The sequence below is a fragment of the Prochlorococcus marinus CUG1415 genome (assembly GCF_017696015.1).
Taxonomy (GTDB): Bacteria; Cyanobacteriota; Cyanobacteriia; order PCC-6307; family Cyanobiaceae; genus Prochlorococcus_A; species Prochlorococcus_A marinus_AE.
The window spans coordinates 462,001-481,090 of record NZ_JAAORL010000001.1 but is presented as its reverse complement, the minus strand read 5'-3'; the positions used below and the strand labels follow the sequence as shown (position 1 = coordinate 481,090).

Genomic DNA, 19,090 nt, shown 5'->3' with positions numbered 1-19,090 from the left:
ATCAAATAGTCTTATTCAGCCAATCAAAATATTTCTTCTCAGTCTTGTATTTGTTGTAGATAATTTGAGGAACTTCATATGTGGAATTTTTGTGAAGGAAATTAATTAAATCATCCTTTAATTCTGGTTTACTTTTTATTGTGATTTCAAACTCTTTAGTTTCTTCAATTTGATCTTGCCACTCATATATGGAGAAAATTTGCTTTATCGAAACACAAGCCGCAAGTTTTTTTTGTACCAGTAACTTAGCAAGTCGCAAAGCTTTTGTTTTACTTGATTCAGTTATAAGCATAATTAAAATTTCCATAATGCATTAAAAATCAAATTTTTGTGATTATGTGATCTATCAAATGCTCATATTGATTGAAAGAGCAAGAATAAACATTTTTAACTTTCGGCCTTTTAACCAAAAATAACTTCATTTTACTTCCAGAAACTATACTCTCCCAGTTTTTCTGAGAATAACTTCCAGAGTCTCTGCATAGAACATAATCTATCTCCCAAAAATCACAAAGTTTTTTTTCTAAAATACTTTCATTATTTTTACTCGGTTCAAGTATCGCTATATTTGAATTTTTAATACATGATCCAAAAGCTTTAGTTATACTCTCATAAGTTGGAAGTACCCTTGTAAATACATTTGCTTTACAATTCATATAATAATTAGCTGTCTCGTTAAGGAATCTTGATCCTATTGCCAGAAGAATATTCTTATTTTCCAGATCAACGTTATTTATATCCTTTAAATCATCAATATAAAAAAAATTATTAGTGGTATTTATTAGAGATTTTCTCTCAAATATTAGAAGAGGCGTATTAATTTCTTTACATGCATCATTAAGATTTTTAGAAATTATCACTGCAAACGGATGAGTAGCATCTAAAACGCATTTGATTTGATTTCTTTTTATGAAATTAATTATTTCATCTTTATTATTTAATTTACCCGTAATGATATGTAATTTTGGATTTTCAATATAAGCTTGCCCTGCTTTATAAGTTAAAACACTTGCAAAAACTGAATAATTAAGTTCAAGAAGCCTATTAGCTATTACAGGTCCATCCGAAGTTCCTGATAGGATCCAAACATTTTTATAGCAATTTTCTTGATTCTGCATCAGTATGTCTTTAATTAAATAGTAACTAATGAATCATTGTTTAATTCAGGCGGTAATTAATAGCGCTCCCCAAATGAGGTATACCAAAGAAAACCAAACTCCAATTGCAGAAATGATTGTTAATTTTAAAGGATTACGTAGTGAAGATCCAACCAGAGATCTCAAGATCATAGGATGGGGAAATATTGCCCAGGAAATGGTAGATGAACTAAAGGAGGGACAAAATATTGTTATTGAGGGACGTCTAAAGATGAATTCTGTCACTAGAAAAGACGGAACCAAAGAAAAGCAACCAGAACTAACAGCTTCAAAGATTCATCAAATATCGCCAATTGACGTTATTAAATCAGATCAAAAAGAAAATAATGAGTCATTTGAAAATAAAGAAAGCACCAAAAAATCTAGTTGGGATAGTTCACCTTTAGTACCTGAAGTTGACGAAATACCTTTTTAAATCAAATATCAACATTATTTTCTTGAACACTTATAATTAATTTGCTTATTTTTCTTTCAAGCGCGGCAAGTTCGCTTCTAATTTCTGGCCATTTACCCTTATCAAGATTTTCTAATAGCCATGCTCTATCTTGATCAAGTTTAAAAATTAAATCTCCTTGATTTGCAGTATTAGGATCTTGCATAATACTTGTTAGCCCATTTAAAACTCATTCTACTAAATCAAAATGAAGAAATACTTATCGCCTGGAAACTTAATCGTAACTGCTGGGGGTATATTAGCTTTTGTTGGAATGACTGCTTATTTTACAGACTCAGTAAATTTAAGTGTACCTACTTTTTTTTATGGAGTACCTATTTTTCTAATTGGATTAGGTTTAAAGACTTCCGAAATACCTCCTGTAGAGTTGCTTGACAAGACAAATTTTGCGACAAATAAATTTAATAGACCAAAAGAATTAACCGCACTAGTTAAAGATGTCACAAGATGGAGGTATGGTATAAAAGCTCATCTTGAATCGTCATTAGAATCTTTAAATTTGTGGGACGAGGATAATCCCCCTCAACTAAAAGAGATAGAAGAGATTACAAAGGAAGAAAAAAATGGTCTCAGAATGCGCTTCGAATTAAACGCTGTCCCTCTAGAAAAATGGATTGAAAAACAAGAAAGATTAAACAGGTTTTTCGTCAAAGGTCTTGAATCAGAATTTATTATCGACGATAATAAAAAGGAATTTGATTTTATTCTTTTTTATTGAATATAGGGATATATTTGTAAAAACATAATTTCTCAATTCAATCAATTTTTAATTAATTATAATAATGAATGATTCTCAAAGAGTATCAATATTAAGCGAAGCACTTCCATATATACAAAGTTTCTCAGGTAAAAAAATTGTTATCAAGTATGGTGGTTCTGTTATGGAGGAGGATGATTTAAAAAATGCTTTTTTTAGAGACATAGCACTTCTATCAACCGTTGGGGTTTGTCCGATAGTGATTCATGGAGGAGGACCCGAGATTAATAATTGGTTAAAGAAATTAGAAATATCTCCTAAATTCGAAAATGGATTAAGAATTACTGATCAAAAAACAATGGAAATTGTTGAGATGGTTCTAATGGGTAGAGTTAACAAACAAATTGTAAAAGGCATTAATAAAAATGGATCCTTAGCTGTGGGCATATCAGGTCTTGATGGCAACTTAATTCAATCTAGAGAACTAGGCGATGGTAGCCATGGCTTGGTGGGAGAGGTTACAAAAATCAATCCTGAAATATTAGATCCTCTTATTTCTAAAGGATATATCCCTATTATTTCTAGTATTGGATCAACCTTGGAGGGTATTTCCCATAACATTAATGCAGATTTTGTTGCTGGAGAAATTGCTGCTGCAATAAATGCAGAAAAACTTATTCTTCTTACTGATACTCAAGGGATTTTAAAAGAAAAAGATAACAAAAATAGTCTTGTTGAAAAAACTAATCTCAAAGAGGCAAGAGATTTTATTGATAAAGAAATTGTGACTGAAGGTATGATTCCAAAGACAGAATGCTGTATAAGAGCTTTAGCACAAGGAGTCAAAGCAGCTCACATAATTGATGGAAGAATAGAACATTCATTACTTCTTGAGATTTTTACAAATTCAGGAATAGGTACAATGATAGTAGCCTAACCTATGAAAACTTATGAGCAAGTTTTAGAAACAGTAGAACTTGCTTTAGCTAGAGGTGAGTATCATTATTGTATTGAATTTCTTTTACCTTTAATCGAATCATTTCCTTTGTCTAGTAAAGAGGGAGTGAATTTAAGAACAATCTTAATTACTGCTCTTTGTGGCATCAATAAAAAGGAGGAGGCTAAAAGGTTTTGTAAAGAACTTCTAAAATCTTACGATAATAAGACGAGAGAAAATGCAAAATATTTGATGGAAGTTATTGACTCTCCTGAAATTAAAAAGCCAGAAAATTGGAACGTACAGTTTGAAAGTGACTCATCACTAAATCAAAAATCTCTTAACTCACTGCGCAAAAAAAAAGCAGTATTGGAGAAAAAGAAATTTATCAATGTAACTGAGACTCCAACTGGTGAAACAAAACCCTTTCAGAAAGGCTTTTCACTGATCATTTTTTTAATACTATTATTATTAATTCCACTTTTAAGTGGCTGCGTTAAAGTTGAAGACAACCTTGATCTTAGAGAACTTGATTCAATATCCAATAATTTAGTGATAGAAAGTAAATACATAAAGAAATTTCCCTGGCAATTAAAATTTGAAGAGAAGATGAAAGATATTTTTCCTGACGCAGAAATTGAACAAGACGAATCGACATTTTCTTTGAAACATAAAAATCTCAATCTAGAAGATACAAAGCAAGTTCTTAAAATCTCCCAAAATATAGCTGGAGAGTTAGCGGGAGGCTCAACAAATATAGAAATTAATACTACTCAAAAAAACTTCATTTTTTTTAAAAAATACTTTTACAGGTTAGATTTGGATCTTAAGTCGATTCAAAGTTTTGATAATTTTGAACTAATTTTCAAAATCATTCCCCCAAATAAAGCTACCCTTACTGGTGAAAAAAATTCAAATTCAGAAATTACAAGAAATCTGATAATTTGGAATTTAAATCTTGGGCAGATTAATAGTCTCGAATTTTCTTTCTGGAGCTGGAACAAATTGTTGATTGGGATATCTATTATTTTAATAATAATAATATTGGCTTATTCATTAAGATTCTATAGATTTAAGTTAGGTACAGATTTGCCTCAACTTCCAGCAAAATAATTACAACTCTACTGGATTAACGTCAATTGTTAAAAAAATATTTTTTGGAATAAGTTTCCATAATAATGACCTATCTGGCAAAGGTATTTTTGAACCTTCAGGACCATGTATTAATATCTGCCATCTAAATTTTTTCCCAACTTTAGCAATTAAACATGGAGCAGGACCAATTAATTTCCAGTTATTTTGCTCACAAAAATTTAGCAGATATTTTGCCACTTTAATTGCAACTAATTCTGTTAATTCATGATTTTCACCAGATAACTTTATTAGGCAAACCTTACAGAATGGGAATAAATTGGCATCTTTTCTCAATTTCGAATTTTCAGTTAAAAATCTTTCATAATCTCTTTTCTGAAGGTATGAAATAACAGGATGGTTCGGTTTATATGTTTGAAAAATAACTTTTCCTTTTTTTTGAGCTCTTCCTGATCTCCCAGCCAATTGTAAAAATAATTGTAATGATTTCTCTTCTGCTGAAATATCTGGACGATGGAGCAATCCATCTGCCGCGATAACTACTGAAAGAGTAATATTAGGAATGTCAATCCCTTTTGCCAACATTTGAGTTCCTACAAGAATATCAGCTGCTCCTTTAGAAAACTTTGCAAGAATATCTCTATGGCCATCCTTACTTGAGGTTGTATCGCGATCAAATCTAAGAACTCTTAAATCCGGAAATTCTTCATTTAAAAACTCCATAACTCTTTGAGTCCCTATTCCAAAAGGCTTGAAGGCAATTGAATTACAATCCGGACAATGATTGATCATTCTCGATTTATGATCACACCAATGACAACTTAACCATTTTTTTCCTTGTGAACCAAGATGTACGGATAAAGGGACGTCACAGTTTGGACAATTTATTAAATATCCACAATATCTACAACTTAAAAAACCACTATGTCCCCTTCTAGGAATCAAAATTATTGCTTGTTCATTCTTTAAGGGTAGCTGAGGAAGCAAGTTTAATAATTCATTGGATAAAATTTTCATGTTGCCTTTCTTAAATTCATCTCTCATATCAATAATTCTTATTTCAGGCACCTCATTCATAGATATCCTTTGAATCATTCGTACCAATTTAAAATTCTTTTCATAAATACATTTTTTCCATGTCTGCATTGATGGGGTTGCGCTTCCAAATATTAGCTTTGCAGAATTCCTTTTTACTATTTCAATAGCAACTTCTCTTGCGTCATAACAAGGCATAGGGCTATCTTGTTTATATGAAATATCATGTTCTTCATCCATTATTATTAATCCTAGATTTTTAATTGGAAGAAATACTGCGGACCTTGTTCCTATAACTATTAGGGGTTCATTAGTATTAATGACTTGCTTCCAAACTAAAGTTCTATGACTAGAAGAGCAGTTACTATGATATTCATAAACAACATTATTAAATCGGCTACTAAATCTATCAACCAGTTGAGGAATCAGGCCAATCTCAGGAGCAAGGATCAAACAACTTTTTTCATTATTTAATTGATCTTCAGACATTCTCATATAAACTTCTGTTTTGCCTGAACCAGTTTCACCCCAGAGCATTAAAACATGTCCAGGTTTCATTGCTTGAAATTCTTGAAATGCAATTTTCTGTTCACTTGTAAGATTTGGTTTTTTTATTGCACTATGATCATTTAAAAAGTAATTTATTTTAGGATTTATTATTTTTTTTCTTTTAGATTTAACAAGGTAATTTTTACTAACCATTGACTTTATGAGATTGTAATTAAAACCAGACTTGATTAATTCAATTTGCCAATTACCTTGTTTAGGCAAAGTATTTATTAATAAGACTTCTTTCTTGGTAAATTGATTTTTTTTAATATCTAATTCTTTCTTGGTTTTAATCCATATTTGATCTTTTAAACCTTGGGAAATTTGCTTATGTTTACCAATCCAACCTGGTGGGAATGCCGTTTTAAACATTTTTAAATTACTAACCATATAAAAAGAAGCTAAGGACTCCATCCATTCTCTCCACCAGTCATCAATTATTTTTTTCTGCAAAATACCTTCAACAAACAAATATTTTATTCTTCTTCCAGTAATATTTGTTTCATCATTATTTATTTTTGAAAAGTCTTCTTTTGAGATCACCAGCCCATTTAATAACCTCCCTCTAAGCTTTACAGTTACAATATCACCCACTTCTACGCCAAGATTATTTCCATCTAAATAGTAAAAGCCATCACTAATACTGCCTATATCAAGCAAAACCTCGAATCTAAAAGAGATATTTGATAACTGATTACTTGCCGGCTTCAAAACTTTTTCTTAGTATTGGATTGTTGAACATTCCACAAAGTGTTTTTTGCACATTGTAAGTATCCTGCTCTTAAGGGAGACATGAAGCTTGGATCATTGAGTGAAAATTCAAAAACTGATCTGCCTGTCTGAGAAATCCCAAGACTTTTTACTTTAGGTAATCTATAGCACTATTTAAATTTTTCAACAATTTAGAAAAACTTTTTTTATTCACTTTTCGTGAAAAAGTTCTTTTAAACATTAAGGGGGATTTACTACTAAATGTACAAATTAGCCCTAAATAAAATTTTATCTAGTTAAATTCACCGTAGAAAGGAGTAAATTATGTGCCCAGTCGCAGCAGAATCAAAGAATTCTAATCCTAGTTCAAAAAAAAAGATTAATAAGAAAATCAATACTAACCTAGAAACAGTAGTTGCAGAAAAAAATGGAAATGATAACAATAGTCAAAATTTACAGACATCTTCTGATTTAAACGAAATTAGTACTGAAAATAATAATGATTTTAGAGATTCTGAAGAGGAAGATAAAGAGATTGGGAACATAAAGCTTGGGCCCAAAGGTATATACACTGAAGATTCAATAAGAGTTTACCTCCAAGAGATTGGAAGAATAAGACTCTTAAGACCAGATGAAGAAATTGAACTTGCTAGAAAAATTGCTGACCTACTCCAATTAGAAGAATTAGCAACTCAATATGAGTCAGAAAAAGGTCATTTCCCATCTGTTAGAGAATGGGCGGAATTAATAGATATGCCTCTTTCTAAATTCAGAAGAAGACTTCTTTTAGGAAGAAGAGCTAAAGAAAAAATGGTTCAATCAAACTTAAGATTAGTTGTTTCCATTGCCAAAAAATATATGAATAGAGGTTTATCATTTCAGGATTTAATACAAGAAGGAAGTTTAGGTTTGATTAGGGCAGCCGAAAAATTTGACCATGAAAAAGGTTATAAATTCTCTACTTATGCTACTTGGTGGATTCGCCAAGCCATAACTAGAGCAATCGCAGACCAAAGTAGAACTATTAGATTGCCAGTTCATTTATACGAGACAATATCCAGAATAAAAAAAACCACAAAGGTTCTTAGCCAAGAATTCGGAAGGAAACCAAGTGAAGAAGAAATAGCTGAGAGTATGGAAATGACAATTGAAAAATTAAGATTTATAGCTAAAAGCGCTCAGTTACCTATTTCTTTAGAAACTCCAATAGGTAAAGAAGAAGACTCAAGACTTGGAGACTTTATAGAGGCTGACATAGAAAATCCAGAGCAAGATGTTTCTAAAACTTTATTGAGAGAAGATTTAGAAGGAGTCTTAGCAACTCTAAGTCCAAGGGAAAGAGATGTTCTAAGGTTGAGATATGGAATTGATGATGGAAGAATGAAAACTCTTGAAGAAATTGGACAGATTTTTGATGTGACAAGAGAAAGAATTAGACAAATAGAAGCAAAAGCACTCCGAAAACTAAGACATCCAAATCGAAATGGTGTTTTAAAAGAATATATAAAATAAAAAAAGTTAAATATAATTTGCAGCTTTAAAAAGTTGCAAAATAATAGCCTAAAATAGTTTCGACTTAATTTTAATCCAAACTCAAAATAATATTTAATGACTAATTTTAAACTGAAAATAGCTAGTAGAAGAAGTAAACTAGCCATGGTTCAAACTTTATGGGTTAAAGATCAACTAGAAAAAAATATTCCCAATTTAGAGGTATCCATAGAGGCAATGGCCACTCAAGGCGACAAAATTCTTGACGTAGCCTTAGCAAAAATAGGTGACAAAGGCTTATTTACAAAAGAACTTGAAGCCCAAATGCTTGTAGGCCATGCTGATATAGCAGTACATTCTTTAAAAGATTTACCAACAAATTTACCTAGCGGGCTTCAATTAGGATGTATCACAAAAAGAGAAGACCCTGCAGATGCTTTAGTTGTAAGCAAAAAAAATGATTGTTATAAATTAGAGACCTTACCTGCAGGTTCGATAGTTGGGACAAGCTCTTTAAGACGACTTGCACAACTAAAAAACAAGTACCCACATCTTAATTTCAAGGATATAAGGGGGAATGTTATTACAAGAATAGAAAAATTAGATGCTGGGGAATTTGATTGCATAATTCTTGCTGCAGCTGGTTTAAAAAGATTGGGATTTGAATCAAGAATTCATCAGATTATTCCAAATGAAATTTCCCTTCATGCCGTTGGTCAGGGTGCACTGGGAATTGAATGTAAATCTGATGATACAAAAGTTTTAGAAATTATCAATGTCTTAGAAGATAAACCCACTAGTCAAAGATGTCTAGCAGAAAGAGCATTTCTAAGAGAGCTTGAAGGTGGATGTCAAGTTCCAATAGGAGTGAATAGTAGTATTCATAGTGAAAAACTTTACCTTACTGGTATGGTTGCATCTCTGGATGGAGAAAGGTTGATTAAAGATCAATATACTGGCAATATCAATGATCCTGAACAAGTAGGGGAAGAACTAGCTAAAAAACTAAAGCTTCAAGGTGCTGACGAAATACTCAGCGAAATATTTGAACAATTTAGAGAAAACTAAAATTCTTTAATCTACTAATTTAGGATCAATTTCTTTTTTATATCTATCTTCACAGTCTTTAATCACTTTAACAGCCTCATCAGTTCCAAAAAAACCATTTACATTGCATGTTCCTGGTTTTTTTAAATCTTTGTAGTGTTCCCAATAATACTTTGTTTCTTTTAGCCAATGCTCTCCAAGGTCTTTGAAACTTGAGATATGATCCATTCTTTTATCATCTGCCAAAACTGCTATTACCTTATCATCCACCTCTCCACCATCATCAAATTTCATCACCCCAATAATCCTAGCCTCGACAATAGATCCAGGAATCAATGGCTCCGTTACTCCAACAATTTCTATATCAAGTGGATCTCCATCTTCATCCCAAGTCCTTGGAATACATCCATAAGCAAAGGGATAAGCAAGTGAAGAATAACCCACCCTATCAAGTTTAAGGTGACCCGTTTCTGTAATTAATTCATATTTATTTATAGTATTAGAATTCAATTCAACAATAGTGTTAACTATTGAATTAGAGCTATCAGTGAAAGCATTTAGTATATGTAATAGATTTGGTGTAACCCTACTTGGGGATTGATTAAGATTTGCCATCTAGAAATTATTTTTGTTTATCTTACATCCTCATACCCAACCAAATTCTTTAAAAGTAATGTTTCAGCAAAAATCATTTAGTTTAGACCTTAAATGATTAATAAAATAGTTTGGTGATAGTTCTTCATTAGTTACAGCTCTTACCAATTCCATAGAATTAACTGATCTGCCATATTTATGTATATTATTTTTTAACCAAAAGATGATCTTTTGATATTCACCATTTTCAATTAAGTTATTAATCAAACCAATGTCTCTTTCCATTTGATTTGAGATTTGTGCACTTATAAGATGTCCTAACAAATATGAGGGGAAATATCCAAACGCTCCTTCACTCCAATGAACATCTTGAAGACAACCTTCTGAATCATTAGATGGCTTAATTCCTAGAAGGTCATCGTATCTTTTATTCCATTCTGTTGGAATATCTTCAGCGGGTAAACCTCGTTCAATCAAATCTATTTCAAGTTCAGTTCTTATTAATATGTGTAAGCCATAAGTCAATTCATCCGCTTCAACCCTATTTAATCCTGCTTCCAAATGATTAATAGATTTCCAGAGTTCTAAATAATTATTAAGAGAACATCCAGCCGAAACAAATTTTCTGAAAAATCTTTTTGAAAAAGATTTGGATTTGACTATTCTATTTTCCCAAAATAAAGATTGACTTTCATGAATACCCATAGAAGTTGCTTGACCTAAAGGCCAAGCAAACCATTGATGACTTTGAGATGGCAACCCCTGCTCATAAATTGAATGCCCCCACTCATGCGCAGTTGCTAAAAAACTTGATAATGGTTCCCCTTCAACAATTCTTGTAGTGATCCTGTAGTCTTTAGGTCCTAATGTAATCGAGAAAGGATGGGGAGATTGACCAACAACAACGAGATTTTTATCTCTCCCAAACTCGTCAAGTAATTTAGAACATAAATTTTGTTGGGATTCTGGACTTAAATCCCAATGATTTTTTTGGGACTTGTTAATACCTCTAATCAAGTCTGGGAGTGTTTCTTTCAATGGTTGAAACATTTTATTCAACCATTTCAAATTTAATTCAGGCTCAAAGGGTTGGGCTAATGTCTCCCAGGGTGAATATTGATCAGATATTTGTTTTGCCTCTTCAATCCGCAATTTGACTAATTCTTTAAAGAATGGGAGAAAAATTTTAAAATCTGATTTGTTCTTAGCTTCCTGCCAGCTTTCATATCCTTTAGATTTTGCCTTTGCCAAAGACTCAACTAATTTAGGATCTAAATTTCTTTCCCTATTAAATTCCTTCAATAAAAGATTAATATTTCTTTCTTTATCTTTTATAAATAGTTGATTATCGGAATTTCGTTCAATATCTAATAACTCAGTTTTAGCAGATTGTATTAAATTAGAAAATTCCTCTGAAGAATTTCTTTTGTGCAATACTTTTGCAGTATAAGTAAGTTGTTCAGACCTCCAAGAAGCCCCTTTTTTTGGCATCCCAGTATTCTGATCCCAATAAAGTATATTTTGGATTGAACCTAATATTTGTGTTTCTTTAAGATAAGCACCCAGCTTATTCCAATGTGTTTCAGCCAAAAATTTAAAAGCAAATTAAATTTATTTTAAGATAAAAATTTTAATGTCTGCATAAAAACATACATCTTTTATCCATAATAGGATATTGATTAATTAAGTTTTAACTGATATGGAACAAATTTTTTCAAAATTAAAATTCATAACCCATGGGGAGGGTTTTATTGACATCACAAATGATTTAAATTTATATATTGAAAAATATAATTTTGATTCCGGAATTCTAAATTTAACTTCACTTCATACCAGTTGCAGTTTAACTATTAATGAGAACGCAGATCCAAATGTACTAAGGGACCTAAAAAAGTATATGCAATCCATAGTTCCTTATGATTCCTACTTAACCCTATCAAAAGATAGAGAAGAAATATCCTATAGACATTATCAAGAGGGTGCTGACGATATGCCAGCACATATTAAAACATCATTGACAAACACTTGTTTATCTTTGAGTTTTAAAGACGGAAAAATTATGCTTGGCACATGGCAAGCAGTTTATTTATGGGAACATCGATTTGATCAAAAGGAAAGAATTATAAATGTACACACAATTGGTGAGAAAAAGTAAAATATTTATAATGAAATTAGTTAGATTAGTTATTTGATGGAACCCTACCTTTTGCAAGATGGAGAATTGAATGAATTAGCTGTCAAAATACCTGACTGGGAAATTAAGGCTGGACAAATCCAACGAGAATTTAACTTCGCTAATTTTATTGAAGCCTTTGGTTTTATGACTAAGGTTGCCTTAATCTGTGAAAAATATAATCATCATCCTAACTGGGAGAATGTTTATGCAAAAGTAATAATTAAATTAAATACACATGATCTGGGAGGTATTACAAATCTGGATCAAACACTAGCTTCGGAAATCAACAAAATTTTTGATCAATAAAATTATCTTTTTAACTAATCAAAATGTCTAAAAATTTATTGCCAGTTACGATTATTAGTGGATTTTTAGGTTCTGGCAAAACTACACTTCTTAATCATATTTTAAAAAATCAAGTTGGCATTAAAACAGCTGTTTTAGTTAACGAATTCGGAGAGATCGGAATAGATAATGACTTAATAATAGAAGGCTCAGAAGATATGATCGAATTAAATAATGGATGTATATGTTGCTCTATTAATGGCGAATTATTAAATACAGTATCCAAAGTTTTAGAAAGAGCTGAAAAATTAGACTATTTGATTGTGGAGACAACTGGGCTAGCAGATCCATTACCAGTAGCCATGACATTTGCGGCTGGTGACCTTAGAGAAAAAGTAAGATTAGATTCGATAATCACTGTTATTGATGGAGAAAATTTTGATTTTGAAATTAATAATACAAGTGTCGCCTATTCTCAAATTTTATACGGAGATATCCTTCTTCTAAATAAATGTGATTTAGTTAACGAAGAACACTTAAAAAAAGTAGAAAAATTTATAAATAAAATAAAAAAAGAACCAAGGATTTTGAGATCAACTAATAGTGAAGTTGCATTACATACAATAATGAGCGTAGGTCTATTTGAGACAGATACTTTTCAATTCGAGAAGGATAAAAAAAATGTAGAAGAAAATTCTCACGATCACTCTTCTCATTCTCACGATCACTCTTCTCATTCTCACGATCACTCTTCTCATTCTCACGATCACTCTTCTCATTCTCACGATCACTCTTCTCATTCTCACGATCACTCTTCTCATTCTCACGATCACTCTTCTCATTCTCACGATCACTCTTCTCATTCTCACGATCACTCTTCTCATTCTCACGATTTGAGCAATAATATAGAGGGATTTACGTCAGTTTCTTATGAGACATTTGAACCATTTTCCTTAAGGAAGTTTCAATATTTCTTAGATAATCAAATCTCACAAAATGTATTTAGGGCGAAAGGAATATTATGGTTTAGGGAAAGTGAAAGAAAACACATTTTTCACCTATCTGGAAAACGATTTTCTCTAGATGATGAAGAATGGGCAAAAGAAAAATCTAACAAAATAGTATTAATTGGGAAAAACTTAGATCATCAAACTATTAAGAATCAACTTTCATCATGTAGATTTAATTCAAAATAGGGTTTTATTAATTTTTGAAAATACTTATTAAAGGATTAAAAAAAGCATTAAACGAATTAAACCTTTTTTATATCACTTCGTTTATTATTGCAATTTTAGTAGTCATTCCAATTTGCAATTTTCTTCTTGAAGGAGTTCAATATGTTTTAGGTGGGAATTTTTCATTAGGAATTGCAGGAGGAGAAGAGGTACTAGGTACTTTAAAAGTTTTAGCACTTACAAGTTTATTTGGAGGAGGCTTAGGTACCTTGAATGGCTGGTTACTTTCAAATTGCGATTTTAAGTTCAGAAAAGTACTCCGTGTTTGTCAGCTAATTCCACTTGCTGCTCCAGCATATCTAATCACAGCTGTTTTGCAGGATTTAGGAAGTATTTTTGGGTATCAAGTAACTGGTTTATGGTGGGGGGTTTTAATACTTTCAATTTCTACTTATCCTTATGTATACATTCTTGCTAATGAAAGTTTTAATAAATTTGGAGTTAATCAAATCAATGCTAGCAGAGGATTAGGAGTGGGGCCTTGGCGGAGCTTCTTTAAAATCGCTTTTCCAATGGCGTTACCAGCACTAATAACAGGAATAAGTTTAATGTGTATGGAAGTAATGAATGAGTTAGGTACATTTGAATTATTAAATATTCCAAGTATTTCTTCTGGGATAGCTGAAAATTGGATAATAGAGGGTAATCCCCAAAATGCTATTGGATTATCTTTGGTAGCCTTATTTATAATTTTTACTTTAATTATTTTTGAAAAATTTTCGCGAAGAAAATCAAAGAGGTGGAGTGAAAATCCTGCATCACAAGATTCACAAGGCTGGGAATTAAAAAAAACTAGAGCTTTTTTGGCGATAATCATATCCTTATTCCCTCCAATTTTCTCTTTTGGAATTCCATGCTTCTGGGTTCTGCTAAATATTGATCAAATTCAAAAAGGCTTATCTATAGAATTACTTACACTATCATTTAGGACTATTTGTCTAGGCCTTTTTACTGCATTAATAACGATGCTTTTCTCCTTAATACTTTCCTTGGCTAGCCGGCCAAATAAAAGCTTATTACTCAAACTAATTACAAACCTTGCTGGAACAGGTTACGCAATCCCAGGAACAGTACTAGCTTTATCTTTAATAAGCATTTCTTCTTCAAAATTTAATTTCATTGCTATTAGCTTACTAATTTGGGGTTATGTTATACGATTTCTAACTATTTCAAAAGGTTCTATTGATTCTAGTCTTGAGAGGATTTCTCCTAGTCTTGATGAAGCTGCACTTGGACTAGGAGAGCGCTGGCTAGGAATTATCAAACGAATACATCTCCCTTTACTACAAGGACCAATATTAGTTGGCTCACTTTTAGTTTTTGTAGACACGATAAAAGAGTTACCCATAACATTTATTTTAAGACCATTCGATTTCGATACATTATCTGTGAGAATATATCAATATGCTGGAGATGAAAGAATGGTAGAGGGAATATTACCAGCTATTTTTATCATGACTTTAGGACTTATTGCATCAATTAAATTGATACCAAGTTTAGAGAAAAAAAACTAAATTCTTTTTAACAATTTTCTAATTAAGAAAGGGAAGCTTAACAACAAATCTGCCGACGTAGATATAACCCTAAAATAAATTACGCTTACAAAAATTATATTTTGAGGAATATTTCTGCCAACAAAAAAAAGTATACAGGCTTCAAATACGCCAACGCCTCCTGGAGCTGCTGGGACTATCAAACCTAAAGACCATGACAAAGAAAAGATTACTAATAAAAAAATGATATTTAGAGTATTATTTGTATAAAAAGTATTTAAGCAAATATAAAATCCAATAAATTTAGATAAAACAAAACCAATCTCAAGTAAAAATGCTGCAGTGGGGAAAAAAGAAATTATATTTATTCTCTTCTCAAATTGACCCTTTGAATTTGAAAGTCTCAAAACCTCAAATGCATTTCTCTTGAGAGACTCTAAGCTTTTTAAGACAAAATAAATTAATCTCCTATTTAAAAATACTAAAGGCAAAATTAAAAAAAAATACAATGGTGAAAAAATTACTCCTAGCGATGCCAACAGAAAAGATCCACTCAACATAAAGTAAGGTTCTATAAGTGTGGAATACAAAGCAATCTGAGGATTACTTAATTTTTTTATAAAATTAAATCTTTCAACAAAATGCCAAATTCCTCCTGGTACGTATTTAAGAATATTAGTTAAAACATAAAAAGAAACGAGACTATTACTTCTACATTCTTTGCCGAACCATTTAACTATATATTTCCATGCGTAAGCGTTAAGGTAAATACTTAAAACACAAAATAAAAATGATGAAGAAAGATTAATTCCATTTTTTTCTAAATTGATATCAAAAGAAATTTGGTCAATATTATAAAAAAAATAGATGGAAAAATATAACAAGCTTGATACAAAGAAAATACTCTTTAAAGTACCAAAATTAATTTTCGTAAAAAATTTCCAATATGATTGATTACTTTTATTAAATCTCATTTCCAGTTTTCAAACGCTTTAAAATGTTTACTTGACTCATTTATTATTTTTCTTATTTCGTCAGTTGATTTGTTTTTCTCTAATTGTAATCTTAAAACTTCATCATTTTCTGGTTTGATATTAATTGATCCATCAGGTTTCAAAGTCTGTTTAACTTTTATATTGCCAAAAGCTGTTGAACATTCTCCTCTTCTTCTAAGAAGTATCCATCTAGATTGAGTCCTTTCACGTACTCCAATAGTCTTGGAATAATCAAACCATAATCGCCTAAAATATTCTTTTTTCTCTGTTGGCAATATTACTTGAATAGAAAATCCAATTCTATTTTTTTTCATATTAATAATTTGATAAGAAACATCATAAGCACCCTCAATCCTCAGTTTCTCCAAAAAGTTAGATATATCTTCAGGTGTTTGGTCATCAATCCATGCTTCTTGAACACATATCTCTTCACACTTTGGATTAATTTGTTGATTAATAGATGGATCTACAAATGAGGTAATTTTATAAACTCTAACCAAATTGGGGAATGAAAATGCTAGGTTACCAATACCTACTCCGTAGGAGTTAATTGAATATTTTGAAGGGGGTTGCAGAGAGTCAGCAAAATTAGCAAGTAAAGCAATGCCCGTAGGGGTAGATAGTTCCCCCTCTATTGATTCAAAGGATGATATAACCCTAATATTTTTTTGTCTTATAAGTTCTATTACAGCAGGAGGCGGGACAGATAATTTTCCGTGTTCTGTTTGAACATAGCCTTTTCCCAACATTGGTTCATTACAATAAACCTTTTTAGGATTTAAGTAATTTAATGCAGCACATACTCCTATTATGTCCACTAATGAATCCATAGACCCAATTTCATGAAAATGAACATCTTCTGATTTGATTCCATGAACTTTCCCTTCTGCAATTGCTAAAGATTCAAATACTTTATAAATTATTTGCTGTAATTTATCTTCTAAATCCCCATTTAAAATGAGTTCTTTAATACTTCTCCAGTCTCTTTTAATTGAACCGCACTCAATATTCTCAACCTTAGCCTTGATCCCCCGGATTGAACAACTTTTAGACTCTTGAAAATCCAGACTATATCGATCATTTAATCCAAGATCAATAAGCGGTTGTTCAATTACTTTTTTAGGCACACCTAAGTCATAAAAAGCTCCTAACAACATATCTCCAGAGATGCCTGGAGAGCATTCAATTAAAATATCTTCCATACAAAGTATATTTCTTGATTGGTAAAAATCACGATAAAGCTCAACTATTAATTCTAATTTTTTTTAGTAAATTTTTTTTCAATCACTTCGTAATTAATTAATTCCAAGGAATTTCCATCTCTGATGACATCTAAACTTATAAAACTATTTAGAAGTTCGAGAGAAAGATCCCCTTTTATGACTAGCTTAAAATTTTTATTTTTTAGAGTCTTTAACTTTGAAGCCGAGCAGATTTTAATAACAACTTCTTTCTTTTTAGTGTTTACAAAAACTAATTCTCCTCTAACAGAAAAATAATTATCTTTTAAACCTAATTCCTCTAATAATTTAGAAAAGTTTGTTTTTAAAGAGTCATTAGGAAAATCATTAAGTTGATAAGGATCCCAGATGCCAGCAACCTGTAAATGCAAGTTTTGAGTATTTTTATTTTTTGGATAAACAACCCAAAAATAACTCCTATTTAAATCAATATGCTTTTTTAAAAGAGATAATGCTTTACCTAATACTACTGTTTCAATTTTTTCACCTTTATTATCAGTTAAGAAGCCTCTATTTAATTGTTGAATATCATTTGGAATAAATTTACCTTCAATAATACCAATTGCTCTGTACTGCAATTGATTAGTAACTTTGGGGATAGGATTTTTTAGCATGTTAAAAATTTAAAATGACAATTTCTCGTATTAAATTTCTTATTTCTCCTCCAAACTATTAAAAGACTCTAGCGCATCGTCTATAGCATCAGAGGGATTAGTGGCATCATTCAAACTATTATATCTTCTAATCATTTCCACAATTTCAAATGGATTTGTTGGGATAACTGAACTATCCTCATCTGTTTTAGTTGAACTTTCGATTTGTAATTCTTCAGATAAATATTCAGCATTTAGAAAATCACCTTTTAAGGAAATTAATGAAAGAAAAAAAACAACTAAAGATAATTTTTTAGAGAGGTTTTTACAAAAGTAATTTTTCATTTTATTTAATTTCAAAATTCTTTAATACTAAAAATATTTGCTAATTTAATTTTACATAAATTAGTAGAAATTTGTTAATAGCAACTTGGAATGTTAACTCTATAAGAACCAGACTTTCACAAATAATAGATTGGATTAATCAAGTTAATCCAGATATTCTTTGTTTGCAGGAAACAAAAGTGATGGATGATAGTTTCCCATTGGAACCTTTCGAAAAATTAGGATATTCAGTAGAGGTTTACGGACAAAAGTCCTACAATGGAGTTGCTATTATTTCTAAAATAAAAGCTAAAAATATTAAAAAAGGTTTCACAGACTCTGATCAAAATATTGAAATTTCCCTAGATCAAAAAAGATTGATTTCTGCTGATATTAATGGCATTAAGATCATAAATGTCTATGTGCCTAATGGATCTTCACTAGAATCTGATAAGTTCGCTTACAAAATCAATTGGTTAAACTGTTTATCTTCTTTTTTGGATGAACAAGAAAAAAATGGAGAACTAATTTGTCTTATGGGTGATTTTAATATTGCTCCATCTCACTTAGATATTCATGATCCAGAAAAATATGAAGGTGGAATCATGGCTTCTGACATAGAGAGAAATGCACTAAATAATGTTCTTAAAGAAAGATTAATAGATTCTTTCAGAATTTTTGAAAAAAATACTGGTCATTGGAGTTGGTGGGATTACCGTAATAACGCATATGAATTAAACAAAGGTTGGAGAATAGACCATATCTACATCAGTAAAGAACTATCAACAAAACTTAAAAGTTGTGTGATAGACAGCTTTCCTAGGGCAAATTTACGCCCAAGTGATCATGCTCCAGTAATGATTAATCTTAATTTGAATGACATAAATGTAGATTTTTTTGATGAAGAGGAAAATTTTTTCGAAATATAAATAAAGAAAATAGAATTTCTTTAATACCTGAAAACGCTTATTAATAAAGAGTTAT

Annotated in this window: 21 protein-coding genes; 11 read left to right on the top strand and 10 right to left on the bottom strand. The window is 30.9% G+C overall.

Annotation, left to right across the window (positions count from 1 at the left end; genetic code table 11):
- Position 1: 1 nt before the first annotated feature.
- Positions 2-307: a divalent-cation tolerance protein CutA gene (gene cutA / locus HA143_RS02750; protein WP_209083114.1), complete on the bottom strand. Its 306-nt coding sequence runs from the start codon at positions 305-307 to the stop codon at positions 2-4.
- Positions 308-320: 13 nt separating this feature from the next.
- The gene (locus HA143_RS02745) at positions 321-1,118 is read right to left on the bottom strand and encodes a precorrin-6A/cobalt-precorrin-6A reductase (RefSeq protein ID WP_209083113.1); all 798 of its coding nucleotides are present in this window, start codon (positions 1,116-1,118) and stop codon (positions 321-323) included.
- 28 nt (positions 1,119-1,146) lie between these two features.
- Here HA143_RS02745 and HA143_RS02740 point away from each other — a divergent pair, with 28 nt between their 5' ends.
- Positions 1,147-1,572 (top strand): single-stranded DNA-binding protein, encoded by a 426-nt coding sequence (locus HA143_RS02740; protein WP_209083112.1) that lies wholly within the window; start codon positions 1,147-1,149, stop codon positions 1,570-1,572.
- Position 1,573: 1 nt separating this feature from the next.
- Here HA143_RS02740 and HA143_RS02735 read toward each other — a convergent pair whose 3' ends face one another.
- Positions 1,574-1,756: a hypothetical protein gene (locus HA143_RS02735; protein WP_075440528.1), complete on the bottom strand. Its 183-nt coding sequence runs from the start codon at positions 1,754-1,756 to the stop codon at positions 1,574-1,576.
- 42 nt (positions 1,757-1,798) lie between these two features.
- On the opposite strand from HA143_RS02735, the gene HA143_RS02730 reads away from it, so the two are divergent.
- The 3 genes from HA143_RS02730 (at position 1,799) to HA143_RS02720 (ending at position 4,358) form a co-directional block, all read left to right on the top strand.
- Positions 1,799-2,329 carry a DUF2854 domain-containing protein gene (locus tag HA143_RS02730; RefSeq protein ID WP_209083111.1) on the top strand — a complete coding sequence of 177 codons (531 nt, stop codon included), beginning with the start codon at positions 1,799-1,801 and terminating at the stop codon, positions 2,327-2,329.
- Between the two features lie 64 nt (positions 2,330-2,393).
- Complete coding sequence (gene argB, locus HA143_RS02725) at positions 2,394-3,245, top strand: acetylglutamate kinase (RefSeq protein ID WP_209083110.1); 852 nt, start codon at positions 2,394-2,396, stop codon at positions 3,243-3,245.
- A 3-nt stretch (positions 3,246-3,248) separates the two neighbouring features.
- Positions 3,249-4,358 (top strand): DUF3153 domain-containing protein, encoded by a 1,110-nt coding sequence (locus HA143_RS02720; RefSeq protein ID WP_209083109.1) that lies wholly within the window; start codon positions 3,249-3,251, stop codon positions 4,356-4,358.
- On the opposite strand, the gene priA is transcribed toward HA143_RS02720, so the two are convergent.
- Entirely contained in the window at positions 4,359-6,632 is a 2,274-nt protein-coding gene (priA, locus tag HA143_RS02715) for a replication restart helicase PriA (RefSeq protein ID WP_209083108.1), read from the bottom strand.
- Positions 6,633-6,956: 324 nt separating this feature from the next.
- On the opposite strand from priA, the gene rpoD reads away from it, so the two are divergent.
- Complete coding sequence (gene rpoD, locus HA143_RS02710; RefSeq protein ID WP_209083107.1) at positions 6,957-8,144, top strand: RNA polymerase sigma factor RpoD; 1,188 nt, start codon at positions 6,957-6,959, stop codon at positions 8,142-8,144.
- Between the two features lie 96 nt (positions 8,145-8,240).
- Positions 8,241-9,191, top strand: a complete 951-nt coding sequence (gene hemC / locus HA143_RS02705) for a hydroxymethylbilane synthase (protein WP_209083106.1) — start codon at positions 8,241-8,243, stop codon at positions 9,189-9,191.
- 6 nt (positions 9,192-9,197) lie between these two features.
- Here the strand turns inward: hemC and HA143_RS02700 are convergent, their stop codons facing one another.
- Positions 9,198-9,785, bottom strand: coding sequence for an inorganic diphosphatase (locus tag HA143_RS02700; RefSeq protein WP_209083105.1), 588 nt, complete (start codon positions 9,783-9,785; stop codon positions 9,198-9,200).
- Positions 9,786-9,848: 63 nt separating this feature from the next.
- Positions 9,849-11,354, bottom strand: a complete 1,506-nt coding sequence (locus HA143_RS02695) for a carboxypeptidase M32 (RefSeq protein WP_209083104.1) — start codon at positions 11,352-11,354, stop codon at positions 9,849-9,851.
- A 109-nt stretch (positions 11,355-11,463) separates the two neighbouring features.
- Between HA143_RS02695 and HA143_RS02690 the strand changes: the two genes are divergently transcribed.
- From HA143_RS02690 to HA143_RS02675, 4 genes are read left to right on the top strand one after another with little or no spacing between them, the layout of a single operon-like run.
- The gene (locus HA143_RS02690) at positions 11,464-11,919 is read left to right on the top strand and encodes a secondary thiamine-phosphate synthase enzyme YjbQ (protein ID WP_209083103.1); all 456 of its coding nucleotides are present in this window, start codon (positions 11,464-11,466) and stop codon (positions 11,917-11,919) included.
- 36 nt (positions 11,920-11,955) lie between these two features.
- Positions 11,956-12,246, top strand: coding sequence for a 4a-hydroxytetrahydrobiopterin dehydratase (locus tag HA143_RS02685; protein WP_209083102.1), 291 nt, complete (start codon positions 11,956-11,958; stop codon positions 12,244-12,246).
- A gap of 23 nt (positions 12,247-12,269) precedes the next feature.
- Positions 12,270-13,421, top strand: a complete 1,152-nt coding sequence (locus HA143_RS02680) for a CobW family GTP-binding protein (RefSeq protein WP_209083101.1) — start codon at positions 12,270-12,272, stop codon at positions 13,419-13,421.
- A 14-nt stretch (positions 13,422-13,435) separates the two neighbouring features.
- Entirely contained in the window at positions 13,436-14,974 is a 1,539-nt protein-coding gene (locus HA143_RS02675) for an ABC transporter permease (protein WP_209083100.1), read from the top strand.
- On the opposite strand, the gene HA143_RS02670 is transcribed toward HA143_RS02675, so the two are convergent.
- The 4 genes from HA143_RS02670 to HA143_RS02655 are packed head-to-tail and all read right to left on the bottom strand — an operon-like array spanning position 14,971 to position 18,127.
- Positions 14,971-15,927, bottom strand: a complete 957-nt coding sequence (locus HA143_RS02670) for a hypothetical protein (RefSeq protein ID WP_209083099.1) — start codon at positions 15,925-15,927, stop codon at positions 14,971-14,973. The two genes, HA143_RS02675 and HA143_RS02670, sit on opposite strands and share 4 nt — an antisense overlap.
- Positions 15,924-17,150 (bottom strand): nickel pincer cofactor biosynthesis protein LarC, encoded by a 1,227-nt coding sequence (larC, locus tag HA143_RS02665; protein WP_209083098.1) that lies wholly within the window; start codon positions 17,148-17,150, stop codon positions 15,924-15,926. Before larC ends, HA143_RS02670 begins: the two co-directional genes overlap by 4 nt.
- 53 nt (positions 17,151-17,203) lie before the next feature.
- A complete protein-coding gene (locus HA143_RS02660) occupies positions 17,204-17,803 on the bottom strand; it encodes a hypothetical protein (RefSeq protein ID WP_209083097.1) in 600 nt (199 codons plus the stop codon).
- 39 nt (positions 17,804-17,842) lie between these two features.
- On the bottom strand, positions 17,843-18,127 hold the full coding sequence (locus tag HA143_RS02655; RefSeq protein WP_209083096.1) for a hypothetical protein: 285 nt from the start codon (positions 18,125-18,127) through the stop codon (positions 17,843-17,845).
- A 71-nt stretch (positions 18,128-18,198) separates the two neighbouring features.
- On the opposite strand from HA143_RS02655, the gene xth reads away from it, so the two are divergent.
- The gene (gene xth / locus HA143_RS02650) at positions 18,199-19,035 is read left to right on the top strand and encodes an exodeoxyribonuclease III (protein WP_209083095.1); all 837 of its coding nucleotides are present in this window, start codon (positions 18,199-18,201) and stop codon (positions 19,033-19,035) included.
- Positions 19,036-19,090 lie beyond the last annotated feature (55 nt).

Excerpts from the sequence above, each read along its gene's own strand:
- HA143_RS02740 (WP_209083112.1), top strand. The coding sequence starts at position 1,147 with ATGAATCATTGTTTAATTCAGGCGGTAATTAATAGCGCTCCCCAAATG.
- cutA (WP_209083114.1), bottom strand. The coding sequence starts at position 307 with ATGGAAATTTTAATTATGCTTATAACTGAATCAAGTAAAACAAAAGCT.
- HA143_RS02720 (WP_209083109.1), top strand. The coding sequence starts at position 3,249 with ATGAAAACTTATGAGCAAGTTTTAGAAACAGTAGAACTTGCTTTAGCT.
- HA143_RS02690 (WP_209083103.1), top strand. The coding sequence starts at position 11,464 with ATGGAACAAATTTTTTCAAAATTAAAATTCATAACCCATGGGGAGGGT.
- HA143_RS02680 (WP_209083101.1), top strand. The coding sequence starts at position 12,270 with ATGTCTAAAAATTTATTGCCAGTTACGATTATTAGTGGATTTTTAGGT.
- larC (WP_209083098.1), bottom strand. The coding sequence starts at position 17,150 with ATGGAAGATATTTTAATTGAATGCTCTCCAGGCATCTCTGGAGATATG.
- HA143_RS02685 (WP_209083102.1), top strand. The coding sequence starts at position 11,956 with ATGGAACCCTACCTTTTGCAAGATGGAGAATTGAATGAATTAGCTGTC.
- HA143_RS02655 (WP_209083096.1), bottom strand. The coding sequence starts at position 18,127 with ATGAAAAATTACTTTTGTAAAAACCTCTCTAAAAAATTATCTTTAGTT.
- argB (WP_209083110.1), top strand. The coding sequence starts at position 2,394 with ATGAATGATTCTCAAAGAGTATCAATATTAAGCGAAGCACTTCCATAT.
- rpoD (WP_209083107.1), top strand. The coding sequence starts at position 6,957 with ATGTGCCCAGTCGCAGCAGAATCAAAGAATTCTAATCCTAGTTCAAAA.
- HA143_RS02745 (WP_209083113.1), bottom strand. The coding sequence starts at position 1,118 with ATGCAGAATCAAGAAAATTGCTATAAAAATGTTTGGATCCTATCAGGA.
- HA143_RS02730 (WP_209083111.1), top strand. The coding sequence starts at position 1,799 with ATGAAGAAATACTTATCGCCTGGAAACTTAATCGTAACTGCTGGGGGT.
- HA143_RS02660 (WP_209083097.1), bottom strand. The coding sequence starts at position 17,803 with ATGCTAAAAAATCCTATCCCCAAAGTTACTAATCAATTGCAGTACAGA.
- HA143_RS02700 (WP_209083105.1), bottom strand. The coding sequence starts at position 9,785 with ATGGCAAATCTTAATCAATCCCCAAGTAGGGTTACACCAAATCTATTA.
- HA143_RS02735 (WP_075440528.1), bottom strand. The coding sequence starts at position 1,756 with ATGCAAGATCCTAATACTGCAAATCAAGGAGATTTAATTTTTAAACTT.
- hemC (WP_209083106.1), top strand. The coding sequence starts at position 8,241 with ATGACTAATTTTAAACTGAAAATAGCTAGTAGAAGAAGTAAACTAGCC.
- HA143_RS02670 (WP_209083099.1), bottom strand. The coding sequence starts at position 15,927 with ATGAGATTTAATAAAAGTAATCAATCATATTGGAAATTTTTTACGAAA.